Raw genomic sequence first — 13,049 nt, forward strand, 5'->3', positions numbered from 1 at the left:
CGATGAACATCAATCAATCCGCCACCCCGCCGCTTGCACCCGAGTTGATCGACCAGTTCCGCAAGATCGTCGGCGATCGTCACGCCATCACCGACGCGACCGACATCGAGGCTTACGTCACCGAGGAGCGCAATCTGTTCCACGGCCGCTCGCCCCTGGTGCTCCGTCCCGGCTCGACGGCGGAAGTCTCCGCAATCTGCAGGCTCGCCTCCGAGCACAAAATCGCGCTGGTGCCGCAGGGCGGCAACACCGGGCTCGTCGGCGGGCAGACGCCACACAATGGCGAAGTGGTAGTGTCGCTGCGGCGCCTGGACAAGATCCGTGAGGTCGACACCGCCTCCAACACCATGACGGTCGAAGCCGGCATGGTGCTGCAAATCGCGCAGCAGAAGGCCTCCGACGTAGACCGGTTGTTTCCTCTGTCGCTGGGTGCGGAGGGCAGCTGTACCATCGGCGGGAACCTCTCGACCAATGCCGGCGGCACCGCCGCCCTCGCCTATGGCGTTGCGCGCGAGATGGCGCTGGGGCTGGAAGTCGTGCTCGCCGACGGCCGCGTGCTCAACGTGCTGTCGAAGCTGAAGAAGGACAACACCGGCTACAACCTGCACAATCTCTTCATTGGCGCGGAAGGCACGCTCGGCATCATCACGGCGGCGACGCTCAAACTGTTTCCGAAGCCGCGGGCGGTCGAGACCGCCTATGTCGGGCTTAAATCGCCGGCCGCAGCACTCAAGCTGCTGACCATCGCGCAGAGCGAGGCCGCGAACGCGCTGACGAGCTTTGAGCTGCTCTCGGAGATGGCGGTGGATTTCTCCGTCCGTCACGGCATCGACGTGCGCGATCCGCTTGCAGAAAAGCATCCGTGGTACGTCCTGATGGAATTGTCCTCCCCCGGCGACGACGCCCGCACGCCGCTCGAGACGATCCTCGCCCGCGCCATGGAGGAAGAGATCGTCGACGACGCCGTGATCGCAGCCAACCTCACCCAGCGCAGCAATTTCTGGAAGCTGCGCGAAGAGATGTCGGCCGCGCAGAAGCCCGAGGGCGGCTCGATCAAGCACGATATCTCGGTGCCGATCGCCGCGGTGCCCGTCTTCATCGAGGAAGCCAATGCCGCCGTGGTGAAGCTGATCCCTGGCGCGCGGCCAGTGCCGTTTGGCCATCTCGGCGACGGCAATCTGCACTACAATGTCAGCCAGCCCGTTGGCGCCGACACCGCGGATTATCTCGCGCGCTGGCACGAGATGAATGCCGTCGTGTTCGAGATCGTGCTGCGCATGGGCGGCTCGATCTCGGCCGAGCACGGCATCGGCGTGTTAAAGCGTGACGAGCTGCCCGACGTGAAAGACAAGACCGCGATCGAGCTGATGCGCGCGATCAAGGCGATGCTCGACCCGCACGGCATCATGAATCCGGGGAAGGTGCTGTGACCGCTCTGGCAATCGACCCGATCAAGGACACCGATGTGGAGAACGTCGTGGCGCTGTGGCAGCGGTGCGGCCTGACCCGGCCGTGGAACGATCCGCATGCCGACATTGCTCTGGCGCGGCGTCGCGAGAACTCGACCGTGCTGATCGGCCGCGATGCCGGCACGATCGTGGCGACCATCATGGTCGGCCATGACGGTCATCGCGGCTGGGTTTATTACGTCGCCGTCGATCCGGATGGGCGCAAGCGCGGCCATGGCCGGGCGATCATGGCCGCCGCCGAAGACTGGCTGCGCGCGGCCGGGATCGCCAAGCTTCAGCTTCTGGTGCGGCGCGAAAATGCGCAGGCCAATGCGTTCTACGACTCGCTGGGCTTCGAACTCTCCACCTCGGTGATGTTCCAGAAGTGGCTCGACGGCCGCGCTCCCACCTAATTCCGGAAGACAGCAATGCCCCTCTCCGACCGCATCCGCATCAAGGACGTCCGCGTGCTCTCGAATGGCTGGACCACGCTGAAGAGCACCACGTTCGACTACCGCCGCGCCAATGGCGAATGGCAGACGCAGAAGCGCGAAACCTATGAACGCGACAACGCCGCGGCCGTGCTGCCGTACAATCGCGCGCAACGCAGCGTGGTCCTGGTGCGCCAGTTCCGCCTGCCCGCCTTCATCCGCGGCTATGGCGACCTGCTGATCGAAGCGGCCGCCGGCGTGCTGGACGCTGCGGAGCCCGAGGTGCGTATCCGCGCCGAAGCCGAGGAGGAAACCGGCTACCGCCTGCACGACGTCCACAAGGTATTCGAGGCCTTCATGAGCCCCGGTGCCATCACCGAGAAGCTGCATTTCTTTGTCGCGGAGTACGAGCCCTCAATGCGCGTCAGCGCCGGCGGCGGCCTCGAACACGAGGGCGAGGACATCGAGGTGCTGGAGCTCGGCATCGACGAGGCGCTCGCAATGATCGCCGACGGCCGCATCATCGACGCCAAGGCGATCATGCTGCTGCAATACGCGGCGCTGCATATTTTCAGGTAGCCCCGCCGGGACGGCAATTCTGGCCTGCGCGGGCATAGCGCCTGTTGAGCAAACCGCAGACTATCTCTAGTCTGTCTGTCAACGAGAACCAGGAGACGCGCCCATGTCCGCCCCGCGCGACGACGAATTCGGCTTTGCGCCCGACTATGATTCCCCCGTCCCCTACATGCAGCGCACGCGGGATTATTACACCGCGATCGGATACACCACGCCGTATCGCTGGGCGCACTACACCGAGGCGCCATTCCAGAAGCCGAAGAAGCCGCTGGCGAAATCACGCGTTACCATCGTCACCACGGCTGCGCCCTACGATCCGGCCAAGGGCGACCAGGGTCCAGGCGCGGCGTACAATGGCAGCGCAAAGTTCTACCAGGTCTATGACGGCGACACGTCGAAGCTGCACGATTTACGCATCTCCCATATCGGCTACGACCGCAAGCACACCACGGCGACCGACAACGGCACCTGGTTTCCACTGCCGCAACTGCTGAAGGCGAGCGCGGCCGGTCGGATCGGCGAAGTCGCCCCGCGCTTCTTCGGCGCGCCGACCAATCGCAGCCATCGCGTCACGCTGGAGACCGATGCGCCTGAGATCCTGGCGCGTTGCATTGCCGACCAGGTCGATGTTGCGGTACTCGTGCCGAACTGCCCGGTCTGTCATCAGACCACAGCGCTGGTGGCGCGGCATCTCGAAGCCAACGGCATCCCGACCGTGATCATGGGCTGCGCCAAGGACATCATCGAGCACGCCGCCGTGCCGCGCTTCCTGTTCTCGGATTTCCCGCTCGGCAATTCCGCCGGCAAACCGCAGGACGTCGCCTCGCAGGCGCAGACGCTCGAGCTGGCCTTGAGGGTGCTGGAGACCGCGAGTGGGCCGCAGACCACGATGCAGTCGCCGCTGCGCTGGAGCGAGGACGCATCCTGGAAGCTCGACTACAACAATGTCGCAAAGCTCTCGCCAGAAGAGCTCGCCCGCCGACGCGCCGAATTCGACAAGCAGAAGGAGATCGCGCGCGGCAACCGCGCCGCCTGACGTCCTCCGACAACGAAAACAAAATGGGGAGAGACACGTGACGCGACCGTTCGAGGGCGTGAAGATCCTGGATTTCACGCAAGTGCTGGCTGGCCCTTATGCGAGCTACCAGCTCGCGCTTCTCGGCGCCGACGTCATCAAGGTCGAGCGGCGCGAGGGCGAGGACATGCGCCGCACGCCGCTCTCGCGCGAATGGGCCGAGCGCGGGCTGGCGCCGGCGTTCCAGGCCATCAACGGCAACAAGCGCAGCCTGACGCTCGATCTGCAAAAGCCTGACGCCATCGCAATCGTGAAGAAGCTTGCCGCGACAGTCGATGTCGTCATGGAGAACTTCCGCCCCGGCGTGATGGACAAGCTCGGCATCGGCTACGAGGCGTTGGCCGCGATCAATCCGAAGCTGATCTATTGCGCGGTGTCGGGTTTTGGCCAGACCGGCCCGGATCGCCTGCGGCCCGGCTATGACGGCAAGATGCAGGCGCTGTCAGGCATCATGGCGATCACAGGCCACCCCGAGACGGGGCCCACGCGCGCGGGCTTTGCGGTGTGCGACGTGCTCTCGGGCGCGACCGCCGCATTCGCGGTATCGAGCGCACTTTACCAGCGCGACCGCACCGGCAAGGGCCAGTTCGTCGACGTCTCCATGCTGGAGGCGACGATGGCGTTTCTGTCGGGGCAGATCGCGGACTGGTCTGTCGCCGGCCACCGGCAGCAACTGTCGGGCAACCAGGCGGTCAGCCGGAGAACCACGGCAAACCTGTTCAAATGCGGCGACGGCCACATCCTGCTCGCAGTCAACAACGAGAAGCAGTATCGCGCGCTGATGAGCGCGCTCGGCCGCGAGGACACGCTGAACGATCCGCGCTTCTCTGACTGGTTTTCTCGCAACGAGAACGAGCCGGCGCTGCGCGCCATCATCGAGGAGGCGCTCGCCGCCAAGCCGGCGAGGGAGTGGGAGAAAATCCTGGAAGACGCCGGCGCGCCTTGCGCCAGCATCTGGAAGGTCGAGGAGGTCATCGACCATCCTCAGATCAAGGCGCGCGGCGCGATCCAGGAGCTGGACACGCAATACGGCCGCCTGCGCTTTGCGGGCAGCGGCTTCAAGCTTGCCCATGGTGGCGGCCGGCTGGACCGGATGGCGCCGGAATTGGGCGCGGATACGGATGCGGTGCTGGCCGAGTTGGGCTTTGATGCCGCGGAGATTGCCGACCTGCGAAAGCAGGGGATTGTATGAACGCTATATCGCCTTCGCCGCGACCTTGGCGGCGGCCAGGATCTCGCGCCTGATTGCGTCGTCCTTCACCGCGCGCGCCATGTCGGCCGCGCCCGCCAGGATCGCCAGCAGCGCCAGCGCCCGCTGGCGTGCGTGTGTGCCACGAAAGCCCTGCGCAACGAGGTCCGCGAGGCGCTCCAGCTCGCTCTGGTAGACTGCACGCGTTGCCGCATCCGAGCGCGCGACATCGGAGGAAAAGCTCGGAAGCGCGCAGGCCTCATCGAGGCCGACCTCCATCCGCTCACCCAGATAGAAATCGATGAACGGTTCGCGCCAGCCGCTGCCGTGTTGCGCCTGAAACTGGGCTATGCCGCCGCGCAGGAACGCCAGCCCATCCGCCACGGCAAGCCGGAACGCATCGGCCTTGGATTCGAAATGGGCATAGAACGCGCCCGAGGTGAGGCCAGCGCCCTTGGCGAGCGCATCCACGCCGGCGCCGCCGAACCCGCCGGTGCGGAAGCCGCGCCCGACCGCGTCCGCCAGCCGCGCGCGCGCATCTCCGTCGCTCTTCTTCGGTCTGGCCATCGCCGGTCACCTCTCGATAGCGATCGTTACATTACGCTTGACGAAATAACGATCGTTATGTTTTATATAACGACCGTTATCTTACGGTTCAAAGGGAGACCACCTATGCCCATCCAGATCATCGTTCCCGAAGGCGCGCTGACGCCGGCCGCAGAAGCCGAGGCGTTCGGCAGGCTGACCGAGTTGCTGCTGCGTCTGCACGGCCTCACGGGCAACCGCTTCATGACGCCGAACGTCATCGGCGAGGTGACCGTGGTGCCGAAGCGGCGCACCTATTCCGGCGGCAAGCCCGCCGACATCGCCGTGTTCGAGCTCAAGGTGCCGTCATTCGTGCTGCCGACACAGGAGCTCAAGGACGCCTGGATCTCAGAAGGCACTGCCATCATCGAGAAGGCCGCCGAGGGACGCATCAAGCGCGAGCACATTTTTGCAAATGTCAGCTACGCCGTGGACGGCGGCTGGGGCATTGGCGGCGAGGCGTACAGCAACGCGGCGCTTGGGTCGGCCGTCGCCGCGGCTTGAATCGAATCATTGAACAGACGGTGGGCACGGCGCGTTGCGCTATTGCCCACCGGCATCGCTGATCAGAACAACGACCCCTGCCCGTCATCCGTCGATGCGCCCGCGGCCTTTCGCGCGACCTTCTTCGGCTTCGGTGCCTCGGCCTCCATCTCCTCCGCGCTGATCGGCAAGACCAGTTGCTCGTCGTCATTGGCGACGCGATTGACGCGGGTGGAGACCGGATGCCAGGCAAATTCGCCGACGCGGGGCGCCGTCATCAGCGGCATGATCGCATCGATCTCGTCGCCGCGGCAATCCAGCCAGCGCTCGAAGTCGCGCGGGCTGATCGTGACGGGCACGCGGTCATGCAGCGCAGCCAAATCCTCGCTTGCGGCCGCCGTGACAATCGCGACCGTGTCGAGCTCCTCGCCGTTCGGTCCGATCCAGGTCTCGAACACCGCGGCAAAGCCGAGCGGAGCACCGTCTACGTGGTGGATGAAGAACGGCTGCTTGCGGCCGCTCTCGGACTTCCATTCATAATAACCGTCAGCCGGGATCAGCCCGCGCCGCCGGCGGATCGCTTTCTTGAAGGCAGGCTTCTCCAACGCCGTCTCGGAGCGGGCGTTGATCAGAAGGGTAAAGCCCTTGGGGTCCTTGACCCAGCTTGGCAGCAGGCCCCAGCGCATCAGGCGGAAATGGCGCGCGCCATTCTCGACCAGCACGACCGGAATCGGTTGTGTCGGGGCGACATTGTACCGGGGCGGGAAATTCGGCTGCTCGATATAGCCAAACAGTTGCCGCAAGGCCGCGGGGGCCGAAGTTATGACGAAGCGTCCACACATCCTTGCGCCAATATAGGGTCCGTTCAGGTCCTTTTAACCCCGAACGTTAACACTGCGGCCGATGAGCTCAATGGCCTCGCAACCCGCGCGGACGCACGTACAGACGGGCCCCGAGGCGCAAGCCTGGGCCGAACGGCTGCGCGTGGCCAATATCAACCCGCGGACCGGGCTTGCCACTGACTATCTCAACCATTTCAATGAAGCCGTGATGCTGTTGGAAATGGTCCCCGACATGCCGGAATGCGCCGAAGATTTTCTGACCTGGTCGCCACTGTCCTATGCTGAGCATTTTACGGCGTCGAACTTCAAGGCGCGGGATCTGGCCATCGAGGCTTATGAGAAGGCCGAGCCATCCGTGCGCGCTCAGTTCGACCACATCACCGACACCATGACCTCGATCCTGACGGCGGTCGGCTCGGCGATGCGCGAGGTCGAGAAGGACACGACCCGCGTTCGGCTGGCCGAGCAGGCGACGGCTTGGGTCAAGCCGCTGATCGCGGCCTGCGGCGGCATCATCAATGGCGGTGCGGAAGCCGACGTCGACACCATCATGGCGAATTGAGCCAGGTCCTTGAAGAAAATGGCCACGGTCGTCCAGCCCACCCATCCCCAGATCGCGGTCAGCGCGGCCATCTTTCGCGACGGCAAGGTGCTGCTTACCCGTCGTGCCCGCTCCCCCGCCAAGGGATTCTATTCGCTGCCGGGCGGCCGGGTCGAATTCGGCGAATCGCTGCACCAGGCGCTCAAGCGCGAGGTCCGCGAAGAAACCGGGCTTGAGATCGAGATCGTCGGCCTGGCCGGCTGGCGCGAGGTGCTGCCGGCCACGCCCGGTGCCGGCCACTACCTGATCATGTCCTTCGCCACCCGCTGGGTGGCCCGGGAACCGTCCCTGAACGACGAGCTCGACGATTTCAGGTGGATCGCCCCGGACGGGCTGGCGAGCCTGGCCGACATCAAGATGACCGGGGGCCTGGAGGAGATCATCCAGTTCGCCCACCGGCTGACCAGCCCCTGACCGAGCCGCCTTGCTTCATCAGCCCCGAGGGGGCATACAGCCCGCCGATGTCGACGCGATTTCTGGTCATTTTTACCCTGATGCTCGCCTGCGCTTCCGTGCCCGCCCGGGCCCAGGACGTGGCGGCGCCGTTCGACCCCGATTTGCAGCGACTGGCCGAGATCCTCGGCGGCCTGCACTATCTGCGCGGCATCTGCGGCTCCAACGAGGGCAACAAATGGCGCAACGAGATGCAGGCGCTGATCGACGCCGAGACGCCCTCCGGCGAGCGCCGCACCCGCATGATCGCGGCCTTCAATCGCGGTTATAACGGCTTCCAGCAGACCTACCGCAGCTGCACTCCGGCAGCGACGGTGGCGATCCGCCGTTACATCGAGGAAGGCTCGAAGATCTCGCGCGATCTCACGGCGCGTTACGCGAACTGAGCTCGCGGGAACCTCTCGTCGACTTTGTTCACAGCCGTTAACCGTTCTTAAAGATGTGGCCTAGCGGGCGTTAATACGCGTGCTACACCTCACCTGCAGCGCATCGCCGTGGATCGCGCCCCAGCCCTGATCGAGTTTCATGAGCCAGCCGATTTCCTACGCCCCCGCCCGCGCGCCGCTGCCCGACCACGAGCAGAAACAAGCCGCCCTGAGCTATCTGAACGAGGCCTGGGCCGAAGCGCGCCATGACGGCGTCGACGGCGACTGCCTGGCGCAGGCAAGCCTGTTTGCGGCGCTCGCCGAGCTTGTCGGCACCTATGGCGAGGACGCGGTGGCGAAATTCGTCGAGGGCTTTCCCGCCCGAATCCGCAACGGCGAGTTCTCGGTCTGCCTCGCAAGGCAGTAAGCGCGCCAGATTTGATGCGCCTCAATCCGTCTCGATCGGCAGCGACGCGTCCCTCGCCCACTCCCCCATCGAGGCGTCGTAAAGCGTCAGCTTGTCGTAGCCGAGTTGCGTCAGCATCAGCAGGTCGATCGTCGCCGAGATGCCGCCGCCGCAATACAGAATCACGTTCTTGTCGCGCGTGACGCCTGCCGCGGTGAATTTGGCTTCGGCATCGGCGAGCCTCGTCAGCGTCTTGTCGGCGTTGACTAGCGTGGCAGCCGAGACGTTGACGCTGCCGGGCACGCGGCCCGGCCGGCCGTAACGGCTCGGCTCAAGGCCTTTATGAAATTGCGGTCCGAGCGCGTTGACCGTGACGGTCGAGGGATCGCCGATGCGCGACTTCACAAATGTCTTGTCCACGAAGAAGCCGGCGCGGGGTGTGGCCTCGAAGGTCGTGGCCGGATAGCCCTTGGGGGCACCGGTCTCGATCGTCCGCCCCTCTTCCTTCCATTTGTCGAAACCGCCATCGAGCACGCGCGCATCGACGCCGAGCGAACGCAGCATCCACCAGAACCGCGTCGACCACATCATGGTGCCGATGCTGTAGAGCACCACGACGGTCCTGGTCGCATCGAGACCGTGGCGGCCGAAAGCAGCTTCGAGCCGGGCCACCTCGGGCATCATGAAGAACTGTTGCGCGGAAGTGTCGGAGAACTCGCCCTGCAGGTCGAGAAAATCGGCGCCCGGGATGTGGCCGGCGGCGAAGGTCTTGTCGCCGGGGACGGCGCGATACGGCACGTCGCTGCCTGGCGGGACCGGCTCGTTATAGGTCGTGCAGTCGTAGAGGCGGAGGTTGGGGTCGCCGAGAAGCGTGGCGAGTTGCCGGGTAGATATGACCGCTGATGGCTGCGACATCGGACTGCGCTCCCGTTGGCGAGGAAGTGTAGACCTCTCCCTCGTCCTTGTGGGTAGGCACCGTGCCTCCCCACCAGCAATGCCCCCTACTGCTTCAGCGTCTCGAGAAACCGTACCGGCTCGCCCTGCGATGGCATCACCAGTTCGCCCTGCCACATCACGCGGCGGCCGCGGATGAAGGTGCCGACGGGCCAGCCCGTGACGCGGACGCCGTCATAGGGCGTCCAGCCGGCTTTCGAGGCAACCCATTTGTTGGTGATGGTCTCGCTGCGCTTGAGATCGACGATCGTGAAATCGGCATCGTAACCGGCGGCGATGCGGCCCTTGCACGCCATGTTGTAGAGGCGCGCGGGGCCGGCGCTCGTGAGATCGACGAAGCGCGCGAGCGAGAGCCGGCCGGCGTTGACGTGATCGAGCATCAGCGGCACCAGCGTCTGCACGCCGGTCATGCCGGAGGGCGACGCGGGATAGGTCTTCTGCTTCTCCTCCAGAGTATGCGGGGCGTGATCGGAGCCGAGCACGTCGATGATGCCCTGCTCGATGCCGCGCCAGATGCCGGCGCGGTGATCGGCACCACGCACCGGCGGGTTCATCTGCGCGAGCGTGCCGAGCCGCTCGTAGCATTCGGGCGCGACCAGCGTGAGATGATGCGGCGTCGCCTCGCAGGAAGCCACATCCTTGTGATCACGCAAAAATTCGATTTCTTCCTTCGTCGAGATGTGCAGCACGTGGATACGCTTGCCCGTCTCGTGCGCGAGCTTGACCAGGCGCTGCGTCGCCATCAGCGCCGCGGTCTCGTCGCGCCAGACCGGATGCGAGCGCGGATCGCCCTCGATGCGGAGAGACTTGCGGTCGTTGAGGCGGTACTCGTCCTCGGCATGGAACGCTGCGCGCCGGCGGATCACCTGGAAGATGCGCCGCAGGCTCTCGTCGTCCTCCACCAGCAGTGCGCCGGTCGACGAGCCGATGAACACTTTCACGCCCGCGCAGCCCGGGGCGCGCTCCAGCACCGGCAGATCCTGCACGTTCTCGCGGGTGCCGCCGATGAAGAAGGCGAAATCGCAATGCATGCGGTGATGGGCACGCTTGATCTTGTCGGAGAAGGTCGCCTCGGTCACCGTGAGCGGAGAGGTGTTAGGCATCTCGAACACGGCGGTGACGCCGCCCATCACGGCGCTGCGCGAACCGGTCTCGAGGTCTTCCTTCTGCTCCAGCCCGGGCTCGCGGAAATGCACCTGCGTGTCCATCACGCCGGGGAGGATGTGCAGGCCCTTGCACTCGATCACCTCGGCAGCAGAGGCCTGCGACAGCGGGCCGAGCTCGGCGATGCGACCGTTGGTGATGCCGATATCGCGAACACCCTCGCCGTCCTGGTTGACGACGGTGCCGCCCTTGAGGATCACATCGAAGCGCTGGGTCATGGCTGAAGGCCTCTCTCGTCCCCAAGCGCAGGGCTCGAGGTCTTGTCGTTTATGCCTTGCGGGCTTACGTTCCGCAGCACCATGTCGCAAGAGATTTTCGCATGAAATCAGCGTTTCTTCCGGACCGGGGCGTGATCAAGGTCGCGGGCGAGGATGCGCGCAACTTCCTCAACGGCCTCATCACGACCGATGTCGACAGGCTCAAGCCGGGCCTGGGCCGATTCGGCGCACTGTTGACGCCGCAGGGCAAGATCATCGTCGATTTCCTGATCACGGAAGCGCCCGCCGGCCACGGCGGCGGGTTCCTGGTCGACTGCCCGAGGGCGCTGGCGGAAGGCCTCGCCACCAAGCTGAAATTCTACAAGCTGCGCGCCAAGGTGACGGTGGACAACCTCTCCGACGATCTCGGCGTGCTCGCGGCTTGGGACGGCCAGTTGGCTGCGCAGCCGGACCTCGCTTTCGCCGATCCACGCAATCCCGAGCTCGGCACGCGCATCCTGATTCCCGAGGATCTCAAGCAAAAACTCTCCGATTTGATCGGTGCCGAACTGGTCGATCCCGCCGACTATGAGGCCCACCGGATCGCGCTCGGCGTACCGCGCGGTGGGCTCGATTTCATGTACAGCGATGCGTTCCCGCACGAGGCCAACATGGACCGCCTCGCCGGTGTCGATTTCGACAAGGGCTGCTATGTCGGCCAGGAGGTCGTCTCGCGCATGCAGCATCGCGGCACTGCGCGCACCCGCAGCGTAAAGGTGCTGCTCGAGGACTCAGCGCCCGAGGTCGGCGTCAGCGTCATGGCCGGAGACAAGTCCGTCGGCACCATGGGCGCGTCGGCGAAGGGCAAGGGCATCGCTTTGGTGCGCATCGACCGCGTAGCTGATGCACTCGATGCCGGCCAGCCGCTCACTGCTGGCGGACTCGCGTTGAAGCTGGCAGAACCGGACATCGTCCGCATTCCTGCAAAGCAGCCGATTGCATGAGCCGAGCTCCCCGCCTGCATCCCGACGGAAGGACCCGTTGCCCCTGGCCGGGTGACGATCCGCTCTATGTCGCCTATCACGACACCGAATGGGGTGTCCCTGAGTATGACGACCGCGCGCTCTATGAAAAGCTGATCCTCGACGGCTTTCAGGCCGGCCTGTCCTGGATCACGATCCTGCGCAAGCGCGACAATTTCCGCAAAGCCTTCGACGATTTCCAGCCGGAGAAGATCGCACGCTATACCGACAAGAAGGTGCATGCCCTGATGAACGACGCCGGCATCGTGCGCAACCGCGCCAAGATCGACGGCACGATCCTGAGTGCGAAGTCGTATCTGGAGATCATGGAGAAGGGCCCGGGCTTCTCGAAGCTGTTGTGGGACTTCATGGGTGGACAACCCAAGGTCAACAATTTCAGGACCACGGCAAGCGTGCCGGCGTCGACGCCGCTGTCGGTGCAGATTTCCAAGGAGCTGTCCTCGCGCGGCTTCAAGTTCGTCGGTCCGACCATCGTCTACGCGTTCATGCAGGCGACAGGCATGGTCAACGACCATCTGGTCGATTGCCACTGCCACGCGACCTGCAGCAAGATGCAGCGCAAGCCGCGCCTCAAGGCCAAATGACGGCCAGGAAGACCGCCCGTTCAATTGAGTCCCGCGCCTGGCAGCGCATGCTGTCTGGCCGCCGGCTCGATCTGCTCGATCCCTCTCCGCTCGATGTCGAGATCGCCGACATCGCGCATGGGCTCGCGCGCGTCGCGCGCTGGAACGGGCAGACCATCGGCGCGCACATCTTCTCGGTCGCACAGCACACGCTGCTGGTGGAGACAGTGATGCGGCACGAGATGCCGAACGTTGACCAGCGCATGCGGCTCGCCGCGTTGCTGCACGATGCGCCGGAATACGTGATCGGCGACATGATCTCGCCGTTCAAGGCCGTGCTTGCCGGCAATTACAAGGCGGTGGAGATGCGCCTGCTCGGCGCCATCCACATCCGCTTCGGCCTGCCGCCGGTGCTGCCTGAGGAAATCACGCAAGCGATCAAGACCGCCGATCGCGGCGCGGCTTATCTCGAGGCGACCGAGCTTGCGGGTTTCAGCGAGAGCGAGGCCAAGCGGCTGTTCGGAAAGGACCCGGGCCTCTCCGACAGCGTCCGGCGCGACTATCTGACGCCCTGGACGGCGGCGCGGGCCGAAAAGCAGTTTCTGGAGCGGTTTGGCGCCGTGTTTGCCTAGCGGCGGGCAAGGACGCACTTGCGCCGTGCCCGCCATTTCTTC

General features: G+C 65.0%; 17 protein-coding genes. 13 read left to right on the top strand and 4 right to left on the bottom strand.

Annotated features, from left to right (window positions below; genetic code table 11):
• Positions 1-2 precede the first annotated feature (2 nt).
• The 5 genes from XH90_RS26620 (at position 3) to XH90_RS26640 (ending at position 4,722) form a co-directional block, all read left to right on the top strand.
• On the top strand, positions 3-1,430 hold the full coding sequence (locus tag XH90_RS26620; RefSeq protein ID WP_194477262.1) for an FAD-binding oxidoreductase: 1,428 nt from the start codon (positions 3-5) through the stop codon (positions 1,428-1,430).
• Entirely contained in the window at positions 1,427-1,861 is a 435-nt protein-coding gene (locus XH90_RS26625; protein WP_194477263.1) for a GNAT family acetyltransferase, read from the top strand. Before XH90_RS26620 ends, XH90_RS26625 begins: the two co-directional genes overlap by 4 nt.
• 15 nt (positions 1,862-1,876) lie before the next feature.
• A complete protein-coding gene (locus tag XH90_RS26630) occupies positions 1,877-2,458 on the top strand; it encodes an NUDIX domain-containing protein (RefSeq protein WP_194477264.1) in 582 nt (193 codons plus the stop codon).
• Between the two features lie 103 nt (positions 2,459-2,561).
• Positions 2,562-3,491: a glycine/sarcosine/betaine reductase selenoprotein B family protein gene (locus XH90_RS26635; RefSeq protein ID WP_194477265.1), complete on the top strand. Its 930-nt coding sequence runs from the start codon at positions 2,562-2,564 to the stop codon at positions 3,489-3,491.
• A 37-nt stretch (positions 3,492-3,528) separates the two neighbouring features.
• Positions 3,529-4,722 carry a CaiB/BaiF CoA-transferase family protein gene (locus XH90_RS26640; protein WP_194477266.1) on the top strand — a complete coding sequence of 398 codons (1,194 nt, stop codon included), beginning with the start codon at positions 3,529-3,531 and terminating at the stop codon, positions 4,720-4,722.
• Positions 4,723-4,725: 3 nt separating this feature from the next.
• Here the strand turns inward: XH90_RS26640 and XH90_RS26645 are convergent, their stop codons facing one another.
• Entirely contained in the window at positions 4,726-5,286 is a 561-nt protein-coding gene (locus XH90_RS26645) for a TetR family transcriptional regulator (RefSeq protein ID WP_194477267.1), read from the bottom strand.
• A gap of 105 nt (positions 5,287-5,391) precedes the next feature.
• On the opposite strand from XH90_RS26645, the gene XH90_RS26650 reads away from it, so the two are divergent.
• Positions 5,392-5,808, top strand: a complete 417-nt coding sequence (locus XH90_RS26650; RefSeq protein ID WP_194477268.1) for a Tautomerase enzyme — start codon at positions 5,392-5,394, stop codon at positions 5,806-5,808.
• Between the two features lie 62 nt (positions 5,809-5,870).
• Here XH90_RS26650 and XH90_RS26655 read toward each other — a convergent pair whose 3' ends face one another.
• Positions 5,871-6,629 carry an SOS response-associated peptidase gene (locus XH90_RS26655; protein ID WP_194477269.1) on the bottom strand — a complete coding sequence of 253 codons (759 nt, stop codon included), beginning with the start codon at positions 6,627-6,629 and terminating at the stop codon, positions 5,871-5,873.
• A 61-nt stretch (positions 6,630-6,690) separates the two neighbouring features.
• Between XH90_RS26655 and XH90_RS26660 the strand changes: the two genes are divergently transcribed.
• From XH90_RS26660 to XH90_RS26675, 4 genes are all read left to right on the top strand, one after another.
• On the top strand, positions 6,691-7,191 hold the full coding sequence (locus tag XH90_RS26660; protein WP_194477270.1) for a hypothetical protein: 501 nt from the start codon (positions 6,691-6,693) through the stop codon (positions 7,189-7,191).
• Between the two features lie 18 nt (positions 7,192-7,209).
• Entirely contained in the window at positions 7,210-7,644 is a 435-nt protein-coding gene (locus XH90_RS26665; RefSeq protein WP_194482823.1) for an NUDIX hydrolase, read from the top strand.
• A 47-nt stretch (positions 7,645-7,691) separates the two neighbouring features.
• Complete coding sequence (locus tag XH90_RS26670) at positions 7,692-8,069, top strand: TIGR02301 family protein (RefSeq protein ID WP_194477271.1); 378 nt, start codon at positions 7,692-7,694, stop codon at positions 8,067-8,069.
• 139 nt (positions 8,070-8,208) lie between these two features.
• Positions 8,209-8,475, top strand: a complete 267-nt coding sequence (locus tag XH90_RS26675; protein WP_092227477.1) for a hypothetical protein — start codon at positions 8,209-8,211, stop codon at positions 8,473-8,475.
• A gap of 21 nt (positions 8,476-8,496) precedes the next feature.
• On the opposite strand, the gene XH90_RS26680 is transcribed toward XH90_RS26675, so the two are convergent.
• Positions 8,497-9,369, bottom strand: coding sequence for a sulfurtransferase (locus tag XH90_RS26680; RefSeq protein WP_194477272.1), 873 nt, complete (start codon positions 9,367-9,369; stop codon positions 8,497-8,499).
• An 86-nt stretch (positions 9,370-9,455) separates the two neighbouring features.
• Positions 9,456-10,790 carry a dihydroorotase gene (locus XH90_RS26685; protein WP_194477273.1) on the bottom strand — a complete coding sequence of 445 codons (1,335 nt, stop codon included), beginning with the start codon at positions 10,788-10,790 and terminating at the stop codon, positions 9,456-9,458.
• 101 nt (positions 10,791-10,891) lie between these two features.
• Here XH90_RS26685 and XH90_RS26690 point away from each other — a divergent pair, with 101 nt between their 5' ends.
• The 3 genes from XH90_RS26690 to XH90_RS26700 are packed head-to-tail and all read left to right on the top strand — an operon-like array spanning position 10,892 to position 13,007.
• The gene (locus XH90_RS26690) at positions 10,892-11,773 is read left to right on the top strand and encodes a folate-binding protein YgfZ (RefSeq protein ID WP_194477274.1); all 882 of its coding nucleotides are present in this window, start codon (positions 10,892-10,894) and stop codon (positions 11,771-11,773) included.
• Positions 11,770-12,396: a DNA-3-methyladenine glycosylase I gene (locus XH90_RS26695; protein WP_194477275.1), complete on the top strand. Its 627-nt coding sequence runs from the start codon at positions 11,770-11,772 to the stop codon at positions 12,394-12,396. The genes XH90_RS26690 and XH90_RS26695 overlap by 4 nt, the downstream gene beginning before the upstream one ends.
• Positions 12,393-13,007, top strand: a complete 615-nt coding sequence (locus XH90_RS26700; RefSeq protein WP_194477276.1) for a YfbR-like 5'-deoxynucleotidase — start codon at positions 12,393-12,395, stop codon at positions 13,005-13,007. The genes XH90_RS26695 and XH90_RS26700 overlap by 4 nt, the downstream gene beginning before the upstream one ends.
• The last annotated feature ends 42 nt before the right edge of the window (positions 13,008-13,049 follow it).

The organism is Bradyrhizobium sp. CCBAU 53338, from assembly GCF_015291665.1.
Classification (GTDB): Bacteria; Pseudomonadota; Alphaproteobacteria; order Rhizobiales; family Xanthobacteraceae; genus Bradyrhizobium.